The following is a 15192-nucleotide window of genomic DNA, read 5'->3' as shown; positions in this document are numbered from 1 at the left end:
TTACGACTCCGCTCCGGCAGCTCGGCGCTGCGCCTTGCCCAGCACGCTCACCAGGTAGCGTGCGGTGATGAACACGATGATCCAGAGCAGCAGCATGTAGGTGCTGCCGCGGGAGTAGTCCAGGTTGATGATGGAGTCTTCGAACGCCCCGATCTGCAGCGTGCGGGTGGCGACGCCAGGACCGCCGGCGGTGAGCACGTAGATGTGGTCGAACACCTTGAGGTTGTCCATGAACCGGAAGATGACCGCCACCAGGATGTAGGGCCACAGCATCGGCAGCATGAGCTTGCGGAACATGTAGGGCCAACTGGCGCCGTCCACTTCCGAGGCCTCGAACGGCTCCTTGGGCAACGACCGGATGCCGGCGAGCACGAGGATCGCCACGAACGGCGTGAAGATCCACAGGTCGACGAGGATCACCGACCACAACGCATGCGTCGAGGACAACCAGTCGAACGTGTTGCCCAGTCCCAGAACATGGTTGAGCACACCGAACTGCGGATTGAACATCAGCTTCCAGATCACGCCCGCGATGACGGGGGCGATCATCAGTGGCAGGATGAGCACCTTCTCGAAGATCTTGCCGATGATCGACGACCGGTTGAGCAGGAGCGCGAGGCCCACGCCCAGCACGGTCTCGACGCCGGTGGCGACGACCGCGAAGATCAGCGTGACCGTGACGCTCTTCCAGAACACCCGGTCGCCCAGCACGGATTTGAAGTTGTCGAACCAGACGAAGTGCGGATCCGGGTTGACCGCGGCGTAGTTGAGGAAGGCGTAGTAGGCGCCGAGGACGAACGGGTACAGGATGCCGATGACGATCACCAGCGCGGGGATGGACAGCACGTACGGCCGCAACCGTCGGCGCCAGGCAGGCACCTCCGGCAGGTTGCGGCGGGCCGCGGCCGCGTGCTGCTCCTGCGATGTCGCCGGCGCCTTCGGAGTCTGAGTTGTCATGTGGGCCAGAGCTCCTAGAGGTTGACCTTGGATGTATTCGTCTTGGCGAGGCTGCGCAGCCGGGTGGCGGCGTCGTCACCGCCATAGATGTCCTGCAGCGCGACGGCCCAGTTCTGGGTCGTGTCGAAGAACTTCTTCTGGGGTGTGAACTGGATCTTCGACTCGGCGATGACGGTCTCGAAGGCCTGCAGGTAGCCGAACTGGTCGGCCGCCACCCGCTTGAACGTGGTGTCGAACACCGACTTGCGTACCGGATCGGCGTAGGTGCCGCCCTCGACGGCCTTGTTCATCGAGTCCTTGCCGGTGGCCCACTGGATGAACAGCCAGGCGGGAAGTTTGTTGCGGGAGTTCGCCGACATCGCCCAACTCCACGTCCACAGGTTCGTCTTGTAGTTGCCGTCGGGCCCGGCGGGGCCTGCGTACCATCCCAGGTTGCCCGCCTCCTTGCTGGCCCCCGGCTTGTTCTTCGGATAGGTCGCGCTGTCGGCATCGAACACCATCATCGCCTTGCCGTCGCCGAGATCGCCTGTGGCATTGGGATAGTCGTAGGTGGTCCACGACGTCGGGCCGGCGCGGTGCTGCATGTCGATCCACTTCTTGGTGAAGTCGATCGCGATGTCGCTGTCCATCTCCGCGATCAGTTCCGAACCGTTGAACTTGTAGTCGACGGCGCCCTCCCGGGTGTACTGCGTCATGAACCCGGGATGGATGGTCGCCCATGACTTCGAGCCGCGGGTGGAGATGCCGTAGCGGTTCTCCGAGCGGTCGGTCAGGTCGACGGCCAACTGGATGAAATCGTCGAGGTTGTCCGGGAGCTTGGTGATGCCGCGCTGATCGAAGTATTTCTTGTTGTAGGCCACCACGTTGTTCTCGAAGCCCCACGGGATCGCCCACTGCCCACCGGTTCCCAACGGGTGACCGAGGGTGAAGTCCCAGCGCGTGGAGGTCCGCAGGCCTTCGAAGATGTCCTCGAAGTCATACTCGGCGCTGGTGGCCGAGCTGTTCTTCAGCCACGGGCCGAGATCCTCGATCCACCCGGGCGGGCCGTACTGCCAGATGAAGTAGGCCCCGAGCATGAAGGCGTCGTGCTTGCCGGAGCCGCCCGCCAGCTCGGTGTTGAGCTTGGTGAAGTAGTCGGCCTCGGGCACCAGGTCGACGTTGACGGTGATGCCGGTGAGTTCGGTGAACTCCTTGATCAGCGGCTGATAGGACAGCTGATAGGGATGGGGCGTCTGCAGGATGTTGATGGTCGCACCCGAGGCCTTCTTCCAGTCGAAGCCACCGGTGATCTCGTCGGCGCCATTGGGCGCCGACACCCGGCCACCCACACCGCACGAACTCAGGATCGGCGCGCTGGCGGCGGCCGCCCCCGCGATTCCCAAGGCCGCCAACATGCTTCGACGCGACAGTTGCGGTCCCGACGAACCGGGACGGACACGTCTGCTCATTGCTTCGGGCTCCATTTACGCCGGGATCAGGGAGACTTTGACGGATTCCTTGCCGCTGGCCACCAGATCCAGGCCGCGCTGGAATTCGGTGAGGGGCAGCTGGTGGGTGCAGATCTGGTCCATCGGCAACGTGCCGGATTCGATCATCTTGATCGCGGCGGGCCAGCAGTACGGCCCGAGGTGGGCGCCCAGCACGTCGAGCTCCTTGTCGTCGCTGATGATGCTCCAGTCGACGGTCACGTCACTGCCGAAGACGCCGTATTCGACGTACCGGCCGAGCTTGCGGAGCAGGTTCAGGCCCTGGGGCACAGCGGAAGTATGGCCGGTGCCCTCGAGGTACACGTCGGCGCCGTAGCCGTCGGTGAGGCCCTTGACGATCTCTTCGGCATTCTGTTCGGCGATGTTGATCGTGAGGTCGGCGCCGCAGCGCTCGGCGAGCTTGAGCTTCTCCGGTGCCAGGTCCAGGGCGATGACCCGCATGGGGTTCTTGGATTTCGCGCCGGCGATCATGCCAAGGCCGATGGGTCCGCACCCGGCCACCACGACGGTGTCCTCGAAAGTGATCTGGGCGCGCTCGACGGCATGCAGCGCGCAGGACAGCGGCTCGGCGAACGCGGCGTGGGCCGGCGGGATGTCACCGGAGACCTTGTGCACCAACGCTTCCGCCGGATAGACCATGTAGCTGGCCATGGCGCCGGGCGTGCGGCGCTTGAAGCCGTAGAGATCATGAGGCTGGCACATGTGGTACTGGCCGCGCTTACAGAACCGGCACTCCCAGCACGGCACGATCTGTTCCGACACCACCCGGTCGCCCACGGCGATGCCCCACCGCTGGGCGGCTTCGTCGTCGAGTTCGACCACCCGACCGACGAATTCGTGCCCGGGGATGACCATGGTCTCGGCCCAGGCCGGGCGGTTCTCGTCGCCCCAGAACTTGGCGGCGCCGTGATAGCACTTCAGATCGCTGGCGCAGATGCCGACCGCTTCGACGCGGATCAGCGCCTCACCCCGGCCGCGTTGTGGCACAGCCACTTCCTCAAGCCGGTAATCCTGCGGGCCATGGCAGACCACTGCCTGCATCTTCTCGGGGATCTGGGCGGAGCCTGGATTGGACACTACGGACACCTTTCACACTGTGGTTGGTGTCACATTAACCAGCCTATGCACATATGTCCAGAACAATTGTGCAGAGAAATCTGAACGAGAACAGATGTTCAGTGTCATACTCGTCAGATGCCCAGGTCAGCGCAGCCGACGCCGTCGAACGGTGTCGACGGCTCATCGGTCGACGCCGAATCCGGCCACTTTCCGGCCTCGCTGCTGTACGCCGCCGCGAAGATGTACTACACCGAGGACGCAACCCAGGCCGATGTCGCAGCCCAGCTCGGTACCAGCCGGGCGACCGTCAGCCGGCTGCTCGCAGAAGCCAAGCGGCGCGGGATCGTCCGCATCGAGGTGGTGCCGCCGGCCGAAGTGACCGCCGGCGACGTCGCGGACCGATTGACGCGAGCTCTCGCCCTCAACACCGTGTTCCTGTGCCATCCCCTGGCGCAGCCGGGTCCCGGCCGCACCGACGTCGACGTGATGGGCGCGGCGTTGGCGCCCGCAGTGGGTCGCGCGCTGACCGCGGCCGGACTGCTGCCGGGTGACGTGTTGCTCGTGTCGTCGGGCCGCACCGTCTATGAGGTCGCCCAGTATGAACTCGTCGACCTCCCCGGTGTCCTGGTCGCCCCCACCGTCGGCGGCAATGATCAGCCCGAAGAGTGGTACCAGACCAACGAGATCACGCGACTGGTGGCCAACCGCGTCAAAGGCAGGCCGAACTACCTGTTCGCGCCCGCATTGCCAGGGCCCGATCTGTACCCGTCGTTGCTCAACGATCCGAGCATCCAACGGGTGCTGAACCTGTGGCCGCGGGCCCGATGCGCATTGATGGGCGTCGGCGCCCCGCCGCTGAGCCGTTCGGACATCCCCCGGTTCGTGCCGACCGGGTCAACGTCACTGCGCACCGCGGTCGGCGATGTGTGCTCGCGGTTTTACGACCGGGACGGCGAACCGGTGGAGTTCGACGGCAGCGACCGCCTCATTGCGGTGGAACTCGAAGTGCTGCAACATGTTCCGGTCACCATTGCGGTAGCCGTCGGCGGGGACAAGGTCGACTCGATCATCGCCGGCGCCCGCGGCGGATACTTCAACCAATTGGTGACCGACCCGGTGACGGCGTCGGCCATCCTCGAACGAACCGAACGGGGCTAGCCGTCACCCGGTGGTCTGACCGGACAACCGGTGCACCTGCTCCCTGGTCGCCGGGTACAGCTCCCGCCACGTCGAATACAGATCGTCGTAGAGCGCGCGGTTGCGCGCGTCGGGCTTGATCTCGCGGGCGATCTTGGCCCAGTCGGTGTCGGCAGGCACCAACCCTGTCCCGATCGCCGCCAGCAGGGCGTCGCCGTAACTGGCGCCGATCCCCTGCTCCGGGATCAACTGCGGCCGGCCGGTGATGTCGCTGACCGCCTGCACCCAGATCGGACTGCGCAGCCCACCGCCGACCGCGACGGTGCGGGTACCGCTGTGGGCGTCGTCGAAACGTTCCAGAATCTGCCGGATCCCGAACGAAATCCCTTCGTAGGCAGCGCGGAACAGATGCCCACGGCCGTGGCGCAGGGTCAAACCGGCAACCACGCCGCGGGCCTGCGGATCGAATACCGGCGTGCGCTCCCCCGCCAGGTAGGGCAGCACCAACAGCCCTTCGCTGCCCGGCGGGACATCACCGGCTTCGGCCACCAATTCCTCGAAGGACGCTCCGCCGGTGACGCCTTGCAGCCAGTTGATCAGGCTGCCTGCGGTCGAGGTGCCCGCGGCCAGCGCCAGGGTGCTGCGTTCGACGCCTGCCGTCGTCCACAACGCCGGATCGCTGTGGTACTCGGCGATCACCTGCACCAGGAACATCGTCGACCCGTACATCAGCATCTGGTCGCCGGGGCGGCGTACCCCGACCGAGAACGCCTCGGAATACGCGTCCACCGTTCCGGCCACGACCGGCGTCCCCGCGGGCACGCCCGTGGCCGCCGCAGCCTGCGCGGTGACGGTACCCACCACCTCGCTGGGCCACACGAGCCGCGGCAGCGGCAGGTGCGCGCAGATGCGTTGCGCCCATGGCAGATTCCATGTGAAGTCGCGGGTGGCGTAGAGCGGGTCGCACTGGCTCGCCGTGTGGTGGTCCATAACGTACTCACCGGTGAGCTTGGCGGCGATGAACGAGTTGGACCCGAACCAGCCCGTGGCACGTTCGAACACCTCGGGCTCGTGGCGACGCACCCATTCCAGCTTGGGCCCGACCGCCTGGCTGGACAGCAGGGTGCCTGCCCGCTCGAGGATCTCGGCCTCACCGAACTCGGCGGTCAAGGCGGCGATCTCCGCGGCAGCGCGGGTGTCGATGCCGTACAGGATCGCCGGGCGCAGCGGGCGCAGATCGTCGTCGCACAACACCAGGCACGGGCCGACGCCGCTGACGCACATGCCGGCCAGCGCAGCCCCGCTCGGCATGCGGGCCATCAGTGCCGTGCTGATCAGGCAAACCTCACGCCACCACAGGTTTTCCGCATCGACCTCGGCCCACCCAGGTCGCGGTAGGTCCATGGAGTGCGCAACCGTCTCGGTGGCAATGACCGAACCTGACGTGTCGACGAGGACACCTTTGGTGCTTCCGGTCCCCATGTCGATTCCGAGCAGCACCTCCACGCCGACAACCCTACGACGAGGCCCTCACCTCGGGGCAGAGCGCTCCGGGAACGGGTCGTTGGCGAAGTCGATCTGCGCCTGCGGATTGCTCACGGCGGTGACGAGGCCGGTGCCGAATGCGCCCGCGCTGTCGAACAACGTCGAGGCGCCCACCGCGATGCCGTCCACGGCCCAGTGCGAGTCCGCCTGTACGCCGATCCAGTCATCGAGCGGTAGCCGGGCCAGACCCACGGTGAGATCGCCGTTGATGTAGCCGACGCCCGCGGTGCCCAGGTTGGTGACGAGGCTCGTGCCCTCGGCCGCCATCGCGGCCCGGACGAACGGGGAGTTCGGCCGACCGTCGACGACGGTGATGGTTCGATTGATGAACCGTTTGCGCGAGGCATTTTGGTGATCGGCAATGGTTCCGCCCCAACCGGCTTCGTCGCTGCCCATGAGCGTCATCTGGGTCGAATCGAGCGTGGCCGGCGCCGCGAATTCCGGTGTCGCGAACCATTCCTCGCCCCGCGGGGCCGATGACCTCCGATACTGCACGAGCGTGGCCTTCGCCACCGTGACGCCGTCCTGCACCAGCTCGCACTCCGAATTGCGCACTCGCCTGCCGTCGCGGACCAACGCGACCTTGGTGGTGGTCGGCACCCCGCGGGCCGCTTTGAACAGGTCGACCGTCAGCCGGGCGGGCAGGAACTCGGGCAGTCCGTATGTCGACTCGAGCGCGTGGGCCGCCAGGCCGACCAGCGCCGGTCCGTTGAGGTGGTCTTCACCCCAGTGGCTCTGCGCGAATTTAGTCGGCATGAACCGGTCCTGATCGGTCTGGGTGAAATGCGTGGCACGCTCGGTCATCACCGCATCGTCGCATATGAGCTAACTATCCGGCTTGGGCCCAATAATATGGACAGATCGTTCACGATATGCGGACAATCGGTGTGTGGACACCCGCCGATTGCAGTTGCTGCTCGCCCTGTCGCGGCTGGGCTCGATGCGAGCGGTCGCCGAGGTTCACCATCTGACCACCTCGACGGTGTCGCAGCAGATCGCCGCGCTGGCCAAGGACACCGGCGCGCAGTTGATCGAGCCCGACGGGCGCAACGTGCGCCTGACGCCCGCGGGTCTGCGGCTCGCCGAGCACGCGGTCACGATCCTCGCCGCGGTCGACAGCGCGCGGCTGGACCTCGACCCGGATGCCGAACCGGCCGGCACCATCCGCATCGGCGGGTTCGCCACTGCGATTCGCGTCTCTCTGCTGCCGGTTCTGGCCGACATCGCCCACACGCATCCGCGCGTCGAGGCGATCATCAGCGAGTACGAGCCCATCGAGGCCTTTCGCAGGCTCGTGGACAACGAACTCGACATGGCCCTGACCTACGACTACAACCTGGCGCCTGCCTCCCCCGATCCCGTGCTGGAATCGTGGCCGCTGTGGTCGACCCGATGGGGTCTGGTGGTGCCTGCCGACGCATCCGACTCGGTGGATCTCGTCGACTATGCCGACCGCACGTGGATCGTCAACTCCCGCAACACCGCCGACGAAGACGCCGTCCGCACGCTCGCCGCCCTGTCCGGGTTCAGGCCGAGGATCGCGCACCAGATCGACACCCTCGACCTTGTCGAGGATCTGGTCCTGGCCGGCTACGGAATCGGCCTGTTGCCCGTGGACCGTGCGCCGCGCGACGGGCTGAAGGTGTTGGCGCTGCGCTCCCCGGAGGTGATCATGACCACCTATGTGGTGACCCGGCGCGGACGCTCCGGATGGCCTCCGCTTCGGCTCGTGCTCGACCGACTGCGTCCCGCCGACACACGGCCCACGTCATTGCGGCACTGGCCTCGGATGTCCGAATAGGGCTACTGCCTGGCGGCGCGCCAGGCGACCAGCCACTGCTGTTGCCGCCGAACGAAATCCGCGTCGACCACGGCACCGTGTCCCGGCACGAGAAGCCCGTCGGGGCCGGCGGCGTCGAGCAGCACGTCCAAGGTCGACGGCCACGCCGTGACGTCGGAGTGCTCGTCGATCGCCGGATCACCGGACTCCTCGACGAGATCACCGCAGAACACGACTGTGCGTCGACCGGAGACCACGACGATGAGGTCGTGGTCGGTGTGCCCGCGCCCGGGATGGCTCACCGTCACCGTGCGGCCGCCGAGATCGATTGTCGCCGGACAAGTCCCGGGTCGAGGCGGGCGCAACGCCAGGATGGTCTCGTCCACCTCGACCGGGTCGGCGCCGTACGCGACGGCGTCGGCGCGCAGGTGGGCGGTGCCGTGCGACAGCGTCTCGGCCACCTCCGGTGCGCAATGGATCTGCGCCGCGGTGAAGTGCGCACTACCGAGCACATGATCGAAGTGATTGTGGGTCAGCACAATCTGGCCGACGGGCCGGCCGGTCAGGACATGAACGTCGGCGTCGAGCGCTCTGGCCTCGGCCAGGGTGGTCCCGCAATCGACCAGCAGCACATCGCTGTCCCCCGCGACCAAACCGACCGTCACATCGAGGAACGGCAACCGGGCCCGCCACACGCCTTGCGTCAACGGCTCCCAGTCGAAGTTCACTGACCGAGCGTCAACGGCTGCGCCGTCAGGTACTGCTCGAAGACCTCCGGAGTGGGCGTCGCCGTGTAGGGCGTGATGGGGCCGAGACTCCACGCCGGCGGCGCATCCTGCTTGCTCAACGCCCAGGCCGCCTGCCGGGCGGCGCCGAGCGCGACGTACTCGTCAGGCCGCGGCACGTGCACCGGTCGACCCCAGATGGCCGGGGCGATCCGGCGTACCGCCTCCGAACGGGCTCCTCCGCCGACCAGGATGATGCGGTCGACGCTGACGCCGTAGCTGACGATCTTGTCGATGCAGTACGCCATGGACGCCAAGAGCCCCTCGACACCCGCGCGGGCGAGGTTGGCGGAGTTGAAGTTCCGCGCCGTCACACCATGCAGCGCGCCGCGGGCCTGCGGAAGGTTCGGTGAGCGTTCGCCTTCCAGATAGGGCACCAGCGTCAAGCCGTCGGCTCCTGGCTGCGCGGAAAGAGCCAGGCGGTCGAATTCGTCGTAATCCACCCGCAGCATCGCGGCCGTGGCGGCCAGCACGGGCGCGCCGTTGAGCGTGCACACCAGCGGCAACTGCCGCCCAGTGGCATCGGCGAATCCGGCAACGATGCCGTCCGGATCATGCGGTGCTGCGTCGCCGACGGCGCTGACCACGCCCGACGTGCCGAGCGAGACGACGCAATCCCCCGGCCCCGCCCCAAGACCCAGCGCGGCAGCGGCGTTGTCACCGGCGCCGGGCGCGAGGATCGCGCCACCCGGCAGCGTCCCCGCGATCTCCGCCGGGCCGAGCACAGCGGGCAGCGCGGGCCTGCGCCCTCGCATCGCCAGCTCGAGCAAGTCTTCGCGGTAGCTGTCGGTCTCCGCCGAGAAATAGCCGGTGCCGCTCGCATCGCTACGGTCGGTGCGCAGGTCGACGATGTCGGTCGAACCACTCAACCGCCAGGTCAGCCAATCATGCGGGAGGCACACCGCCGCGGTGGCATCGGCGTGGGCCTGCTCGTTGTCGACCAACCACCGCAGTTTGCTCGCGGTGATCGCGGCGACGGGCACCACGCCGACGCGGTTCGCCCATTCCGCAGGGCCGCCGAGCTCGTCGACCAGCTGGGCCCCGCTGGCGGCCGAACGGGTGTCATTCCACAGCAAGGCATCTCGCACCACCGCCCCGGACCGGTCGAGGCACACCATGCCGTGCTGCTGGGCACCCACGGCCAACGCCTCGACGTCGTCGAGACCGCCGACCGCGGCGATGGTCGTCTCCAGAGCCGCCCACCAGTGCTGCGGGTCAATCTCGGTTCCGCCGGGATGCGGGGTCGACGCTGAGCGCACCACCGCGCCGCTGTCAGCGTCGCAGACCACGATCTTGCACGATTGGGTGGATGAGTCGATGCCGGCAACAAGAGCCACGCCCGAGAAGCTACACCGATACGGCCGGTTCTGGTCAGCGCTTGGGCTCGGTTGCGGCCGTCGGCGCCCAACCGGTTTGCCGCCACAGGTTTGCAGCGGCGCCGCCGGGGAAACACCTAGGGCATGCTGATCAGACGAATTGCCCGGCCCATGCTGGCGACCACGTTCATCGCCCGCGGCGTGGATGCGCTGCGGAGCCCTAAACCCGCCGCAGACGCTGCCCGGCCTGTTGTCGGCGCCGTCCGCAAGCTCCCGCCTCCCGTCGCGCCCACGTCGATACCCGAGGCCGAAACCGTGGCCAAGGTCAACGCAGCCGTCCAGATCGGCGGCGGTTTGTTGCTGGCCACCGGCCGAATGCCGCGGCTGGCCTCAGGATTGCTCGCGCTCTCGGTGATACCCGGCGGGCTCGGCAGCCACACCTTCTGGTCCGAATCCGACCCGGAGCGGCAAGCCGAACAACGCCGCGCGTTCCTTGCCGACGTCAGCCTGATCGGCGGGTTGATCATCGCGGCGGTGGACACCGAGGGCAAACCGTCGCTGGCATGGCGCGGACGGCGGGCCGCGAAGGCCGCATCGGCAACGGTGGCGGCGGCCTGGCCGCTCGGCGAATCGGCCGGACAGTCGTTGGTCGACAGCGACGTCGCCGAGAAGCTCGGCCATGGCTTGCAGACCGGCGCCGAGCGCGGTCGAGAACTAGCCGAAGCGGCCCGTGAGCGTGCCGTGGAGTTGGCCCACGTGGCCCGTGAGCGCGGTCCCGACCTGGCCCAAGCCGCCGGCGAGCGCGCGACCGAATTGGCCCATGTCGCCCGCGATCGCGCCCCCGAACTGGCTCAGGCCGCCGGGGACCGGGCCTCAACCGTGGCCGACGTCGCGCGCGAACGCGGCGCGGAATTGGGCGAGAGGGTGCGTGCACAGCTCAACGAGCGCCGCGGGCGGTAGTTTGGCTGTATGACGACGGGTGACTTCCAGGGACAGTACGGCCAGTCAGGATTTCCTCCGCCATACGGGGCTCAGCAGCCGGGTGGTCTGGCCGCGCGGTTCTTCGCGCGGGTGATCGACGGGATCCTGGTGGGCATCGTCTCCATCGTCCTGTCGGTGGTGACGGATTCGCTGTCGAGCTACTGGGTCACCGGATTGTTCACTGGCCTACTGAGTTTCGTCTACTTCGTGCTGTTCGAGACCACCAGCGGCTGGACTCCCGGTAAGCGTCTGCTCGGGCTGGCGGTCCACGGGCCCGGCGGTGCCGCCAAGCCCACCGCTGCGCAATCGGCGATCCGAAATGCGTTCACCCTCTTGCCGATCATCCCGTTCATCGGCGGGTTCCTCGGCGTGGTCGCGATCATCGTGATTGCGGTGACCATCAGCAGCAGCCCGACCAAGCAGGGCAAGCATGACGAACTCGCCGGTGGCACGCAGGTCGTCAAGAGCTGAACCGGTCACACCACCAGACTGAGCAGCAGCACGAACAACAGACCGGCGACCGACAACACGGTCTCCATCAACGACCAGGTCTTGATGGTCTGACTCACGGTGAGCCGGAAATACTGGTTCACCAACCAGAATCCGGCGTCGTTGACGTGCGAGAAGAACAGTGAGCCCGCCCCGACCGCGAGAACCACGAGCGATGTCTGGCCCGTGCTCATCCCTTCGACGAGGCCGAGCACCAACGCCGATGCGGTGATCGTGGCGACGGTCGCCGAGCCGGTGGCCAGCCGGATCAGCACCGCCAGGACCCAGGCCAGCAGGATGACCGAGATGTTGACGTTCTCGGCCCAGCGGGCCAGCATCGTGCCGATACCGCTGTCGACCAGAACCTGTTTGAAGCCGCCGCCGGCGGCGACGATCAAGATGATGCCTGCGACCGGCGGCAAGCCGGACTCGACGCACTTGGTGATGGCTGCCCGCGACATCCCGGCGCCGCGGCCCAGCGTGACCATGCCGACGACGACCGCGATGAGCAACGCGACCAGCGGGGTGCCCAGCACGTCGAAGGTGACCCGCAGCCACTGCTTCTTGTTGTCGATGAAGATGTCGCACAAGGCTTTCCCCATCATCAACACGACGGGCAGCAGAACACTGAACATCGTGATGCCGAACGAGGGACGCTGCGCGTCGTCCGTATCGTTTCGGTCGCCTTCGAAGGTGTCCGGGGCATCGACGACGACCCAGCGGCCGGCCAGTTTGCCGAACAGCGGACCGGCGACCACCACGGTCGGCACCGCGACCAGCACCCCGAGAGCCAGCGTCACGCCGAGATCGGCGTGCAACAGGTCGATCGCGGTGAGCGGCCCGGGGTGCGGCGGCACGAACCCGTGCATGGCCGACAGACCGGCCAGCGCCGGGATGCCGACGGTGATGAGCGACAGGTGCGAACGGCGTGCCACCAGGTAGATGACCGGCATGAGGAGCACGAGGCCGATTTCGAAGAACATCGGCAGCCCGATGATCGCACCCACCAGGGCCATCGCCCACGGCAGCATCCTCGGTGAGGCGTGCCCGACGATGGTGTCGACGATCTCGTCCGCGCCACCGGAATCGGCGAGCAACTTGGCGAACATCGCGCCGAGGGCGATGAGGATGCCGACACCTGCTGCGGTGGAACCGAATCCGTCGCTGAACGAGGTGATGACCGTGGGCAGGCTCTGCCTGACCGTGTCGCCGGTGAACACGCTGAGCACCAGAGGCACGACGCCGACGGTCAAGGCACCGAAGATCAGCGCGAGGAACGGGTGCAGTTTCACCCACGAGATCAGCACCACGATCACGGCGATGCCGGCCAGGAAGGCCACGACCAGTTCCCAGCCCGGTGCGACCGGCTCGGGCAGTTTCGCGCCGTCGGCGAGGACGGTCAGCGCGGGGTTCACCGCTCGCCCCGAACCGGCGAGGTGGCGGCGACGTAGGTGTCGACGATCGCGTCGATGTTCTGGTCGACGTCGATGGTGATCCCGGCCTCGTCGGAATCCAGCGGCTCCAGCGTCTCGAACTGCGAGTTCAGCAGCGCAGCAGGCATGAAGTGCCCGGGACGGCTGGCCTGCCTGCGACCGATCACCTCCGGTGTGCCGGTGAGGTGCAGGAACTGCACGTCCGGGCAGTGCCGTCGTAATTGGTCGCGGTATTTGCGCTTGAGTGCCGAGCAGCTCATCACACCACCGTCATGATGGTCGGCCAGCCACTGGCCGATGGTCTCCAGCCACGGATAGCGATCGTCGTCGTCGAGCGGGTGTCCGGCCGCCATCTTGGCGATGTTGGCCGGCGGGTGGAAATCGTCGGCGTCGCCGAACGGCACGCGCAGCCGCTGCGCCAATGCCGCGCCGACCGTCGATTTTCCTGAACCCGAAACGCCCATGATGACGATTGGTGATCCCATGCACTCCACCTCACGGTTGTGGTTACCGTCACAAAGCGTGCCTTAAAAGTCATACTTTTGCAAGCTTTCCTGAAAGTAATCTGTTTTTACTCCAGTGCGACGCATTTATGACACGATGTATCCCGTGTCCTCGCCGTCAAACGTCGGAGCGTTGCATGGCAACCTGCTGACCGCGCTAGGCACCGGCATCGTCTCCGGGAAACTCGCCGCCGGGCAGGTTCTGACCCTGGAAGGGGTCAGCGCCGAGCACGGGGTGTCGCGCAGTGTCGCGCGTGAGGCCATGCGAGTGCTGGAGTCGATGGGCATGATCGCGTCACGACGTCGCGTCGGCATCACCATCCAGCCGTCGGCCAACTGGAACGTCTTCGACCCCAGGCTGATCCGCTGGCGCCTGGAGGCCGGCGACCGGGCCGCCCAACTGGTGTCCCTGTCGGAACTGCGCCGCGGATTCGAGCCGGCCGCCGCCGCGCTGGCGGCTCGCCGGGCCAATCCCGATCACTGCCGCATCCTGGCCGCGGCGGTATCGGACATGGTGGTGCACGGACGGTCCGGGGACCTCGATGCGTACCTGTTGGCGGACAAGGTGTTTCACCGAACCCTGCTGGAAGCCAGTGGCAACGAGATGTTCCGGGCGCTCAACGACGTCGTCGCCGAGGTGCTGACCGGCCGCACTCACCACGGGCTGATGCCGGTGCAGCCCAACCCCGCCGCGATCGAACTGCACGACGAGGTGGCCCGCGCGATCCGGTTGCGCGACGAACACGGTGCGGAACGCGCGATGCGAGCCATCATCGACGAAGCGGTCACCGCGGTTGATCATGATGACGAGACCGGTGCTTAACTGACGGTATGGGTCGTTCACCGTCGCTGGCACGCCGCTTCTACGAACGTTTCGAGCCGGTACACGGGATCACCTATTTCGCGCCAGAATGTCGCTCCGCCTTCGACGAGCTCGGCTACCGCGGGTTCTGGATGGGGTACATGGCCGCCCGTTCGGCGCCGTTGGGCCAGGTGCCTGCCGACGTGGTGGCGGCGGTGTTCTACAACTTCACCAGTGCCCGGGTTGCCAAGGCCCTGCCCGCAGCGTGGGACATCGCCGGTCCTCCAGCAGCTTTGGCCGCCCGCCTCGACTCCGCCGTGGCCGCGCTGCGCCGCTCGGGCGTCACCGACGAAGAAGCGACCCGCACCGCAGCCGATCTCGCCGCCAAGGCCGCCCGCACCGCGCCGCTGGACGGCAGACCGCTCTACGCGGCCAACCGGGCACTGGACTGGCCCGACGATCCCATCGCGCAGTTGTGGCAGGCCGCCACCCTGCTGCGCGAACAGCGCGGCGACGCCCACGTCGCGATCCTGGTCGGTGAGGGCATCACGGGGCGACAGGCCAATGTGCTGCACGCCGCGGCGGGGCGCACGCCGCGCGAGATGCTCATGCGCAGCCGCGACTACGACGACGAACAGTGGGAGCACTACAGCGACGAGCTGCGGGTGCGCGGATTGCTCGACGGGGCAGGCGAACTCACCGAGGAGGGTCGACGGCTCAAACAGACGATCGAGGACCGCACCGATGCCGCGGCGCTGAGCGCGCTCGACGGCCTCACCGACGCGGAGGTCGAGACCCTGTTCCAGACGCTGACCCCGATCACCCGACAGGTGGTGGCCGCAGGCGATCTGCCTGCCGCGACGCCGATGGGGCTACGCCGCGACGATCTCGCCGACGGCAGCGCGCATCTGGGCTGAG

The 15192-nt window shown here is 67.2% G+C and carries 15 protein-coding genes; 6 read left to right on the top strand and 9 right to left on the bottom strand.

Features of this window, described 5'->3' with window-relative positions; all coding sequences use genetic code 11:
• From BST13_RS04970 to eltD, 3 genes are all read right to left on the bottom strand, one after another.
• Nucleotides 1-957 carry a carbohydrate ABC transporter permease gene (locus tag BST13_RS04970; RefSeq protein ID WP_083161219.1) on the bottom strand — a complete coding sequence of 319 codons (957 nt, stop codon included), beginning with the start codon at nucleotides 955-957 and terminating at the stop codon, nucleotides 1-3.
• Nucleotides 958-971: 14 nt separating this feature from the next.
• Nucleotides 972-2351, bottom strand: coding sequence for an extracellular solute-binding protein (locus BST13_RS04965; RefSeq protein WP_170064259.1), 1380 nt, complete (start codon nucleotides 2349-2351; stop codon nucleotides 972-974).
• A 69-nt stretch (nucleotides 2352-2420) separates the two neighbouring features.
• The gene (eltD, locus tag BST13_RS04960; protein ID WP_083161404.1) at nucleotides 2421-3485 is read right to left on the bottom strand and encodes an erythritol/L-threitol dehyrogenase; all 1065 of its coding nucleotides are present in this window, start codon (nucleotides 3483-3485) and stop codon (nucleotides 2421-2423) included.
• A gap of 153 nt (nucleotides 3486-3638) precedes the next feature.
• Here eltD and BST13_RS04955 point away from each other — a divergent pair, with 153 nt between their 5' ends.
• Entirely contained in the window at nucleotides 3639-4661 is a 1023-nt protein-coding gene (locus BST13_RS04955) for a sugar-binding transcriptional regulator (RefSeq protein WP_083161217.1), read from the top strand.
• Between the two features lie 3 nt (nucleotides 4662-4664).
• Here BST13_RS04955 and BST13_RS04950 read toward each other — a convergent pair whose 3' ends face one another.
• Complete coding sequence (locus BST13_RS04950; protein WP_083161215.1) at nucleotides 4665-6146, bottom strand: FGGY-family carbohydrate kinase; 1482 nt, start codon at nucleotides 6144-6146, stop codon at nucleotides 4665-4667.
• 24 nt (nucleotides 6147-6170) lie between these two features.
• Nucleotides 6171-6989: an acyl-CoA thioesterase domain-containing protein gene (locus tag BST13_RS04945; protein WP_083161213.1), complete on the bottom strand. Its 819-nt coding sequence runs from the start codon at nucleotides 6987-6989 to the stop codon at nucleotides 6171-6173.
• A gap of 85 nt (nucleotides 6990-7074) precedes the next feature.
• Here BST13_RS04945 and BST13_RS04940 point away from each other — a divergent pair, with 85 nt between their 5' ends.
• Complete coding sequence (locus BST13_RS04940; protein ID WP_083161211.1) at nucleotides 7075-7986, top strand: LysR family transcriptional regulator; 912 nt, start codon at nucleotides 7075-7077, stop codon at nucleotides 7984-7986.
• Nucleotides 7987-7988: 2 nt separating this feature from the next.
• Here BST13_RS04940 and BST13_RS04935 read toward each other — a convergent pair whose 3' ends face one another.
• Nucleotides 7989-8693: an MBL fold metallo-hydrolase gene (locus tag BST13_RS04935; protein WP_083161209.1), complete on the bottom strand. Its 705-nt coding sequence runs from the start codon at nucleotides 8691-8693 to the stop codon at nucleotides 7989-7991.
• Nucleotides 8690-10087: a xylulokinase gene (gene xylB, locus BST13_RS04930; RefSeq protein ID WP_083161207.1), complete on the bottom strand. Its 1398-nt coding sequence runs from the start codon at nucleotides 10085-10087 to the stop codon at nucleotides 8690-8692. The genes BST13_RS04935 and xylB overlap by 4 nt, the downstream gene beginning before the upstream one ends.
• 150 nt (nucleotides 10088-10237) lie before the next feature.
• On the opposite strand from xylB, the gene BST13_RS04925 reads away from it, so the two are divergent.
• Nucleotides 10238-11026: a DoxX family membrane protein gene (locus BST13_RS04925; protein ID WP_083161205.1), complete on the top strand. Its 789-nt coding sequence runs from the start codon at nucleotides 10238-10240 to the stop codon at nucleotides 11024-11026.
• 9 nt (nucleotides 11027-11035) lie between these two features.
• Nucleotides 11036-11518: an RDD family protein gene (locus tag BST13_RS04920; protein WP_083161203.1), complete on the top strand. Its 483-nt coding sequence runs from the start codon at nucleotides 11036-11038 to the stop codon at nucleotides 11516-11518.
• A 5-nt stretch (nucleotides 11519-11523) separates the two neighbouring features.
• Here the strand turns inward: BST13_RS04920 and BST13_RS04915 are convergent, their stop codons facing one another.
• Together BST13_RS04915 and BST13_RS04910 are read right to left on the bottom strand one after the other, a co-directional pair.
• A complete protein-coding gene (locus tag BST13_RS04915) occupies nucleotides 11524-12951 on the bottom strand; it encodes a GntP family permease (RefSeq protein WP_083161201.1) in 1428 nt (475 codons plus the stop codon).
• On the bottom strand, nucleotides 12948-13454 hold the full coding sequence (locus tag BST13_RS04910) for a gluconokinase (protein WP_083161199.1): 507 nt from the start codon (nucleotides 13452-13454) through the stop codon (nucleotides 12948-12950). Before BST13_RS04910 ends, BST13_RS04915 begins: the two co-directional genes overlap by 4 nt.
• Nucleotides 13455-13578: 124 nt before the next feature.
• On the opposite strand from BST13_RS04910, the gene BST13_RS04905 reads away from it, so the two are divergent.
• Nucleotides 13579-14295 carry a FadR/GntR family transcriptional regulator gene (locus tag BST13_RS04905; RefSeq protein ID WP_245839350.1) on the top strand — a complete coding sequence of 239 codons (717 nt, stop codon included), beginning with the start codon at nucleotides 13579-13581 and terminating at the stop codon, nucleotides 14293-14295.
• Nucleotides 14296-14303: 8 nt separating this feature from the next.
• The gene (locus BST13_RS04900; RefSeq protein ID WP_083161195.1) at nucleotides 14304-15191 is read left to right on the top strand and encodes an SCO6745 family protein; all 888 of its coding nucleotides are present in this window, start codon (nucleotides 14304-14306) and stop codon (nucleotides 15189-15191) included.
• Nucleotide 15192 lies beyond the last annotated feature (1 nt).

The sequence above is a fragment of the Mycobacterium aquaticum genome, from assembly GCF_002086485.1.
In the GTDB taxonomy this organism is placed as follows: domain Bacteria; phylum Actinomycetota; class Actinomycetes; order Mycobacteriales; family Mycobacteriaceae; genus Mycobacterium; species Mycobacterium aquaticum.
This window is presented reverse-complemented; position numbering and strand designations above follow the sequence as displayed.

What these genes read in the sequence shown, in the direction of transcription:
- BST13_RS04970 (WP_083161219.1), bottom strand. Translation starts at nt 957, where the DNA reads ATGACAACTCAGACTCCGAAGGCGCCGGCGACATCGCAGGAGCAGCAC.
- BST13_RS04965 (WP_170064259.1), bottom strand. Translation starts at nt 2,351, where the DNA reads ATGTTGGCGGCCTTGGGAATCGCGGGGGCGGCCGCCGCCAGCGCGCCG.
- eltD (WP_083161404.1), bottom strand. Translation starts at nt 3,485, where the DNA reads ATGCAGGCAGTGGTCTGCCATGGCCCGCAGGATTACCGGCTTGAGGAA.
- BST13_RS04955 (WP_083161217.1), top strand. Translation starts at nt 3,639, where the DNA reads ATGCCCAGGTCAGCGCAGCCGACGCCGTCGAACGGTGTCGACGGCTCA.
- BST13_RS04945 (WP_083161213.1), bottom strand. Translation starts at nt 6,989, where the DNA reads ATGACCGAGCGTGCCACGCATTTCACCCAGACCGATCAGGACCGGTTC.
- BST13_RS04925 (WP_083161205.1), top strand. Translation starts at nt 10,238, where the DNA reads ATGCTGGCGACCACGTTCATCGCCCGCGGCGTGGATGCGCTGCGGAGC.
- BST13_RS04920 (WP_083161203.1), top strand. Translation starts at nt 11,036, where the DNA reads ATGACGACGGGTGACTTCCAGGGACAGTACGGCCAGTCAGGATTTCCT.
- BST13_RS04910 (WP_083161199.1), bottom strand. Translation starts at nt 13,454, where the DNA reads ATGGGATCACCAATCGTCATCATGGGCGTTTCGGGTTCAGGAAAATCG.
- BST13_RS04900 (WP_083161195.1), top strand. Translation starts at nt 14,304, where the DNA reads ATGGGTCGTTCACCGTCGCTGGCACGCCGCTTCTACGAACGTTTCGAG.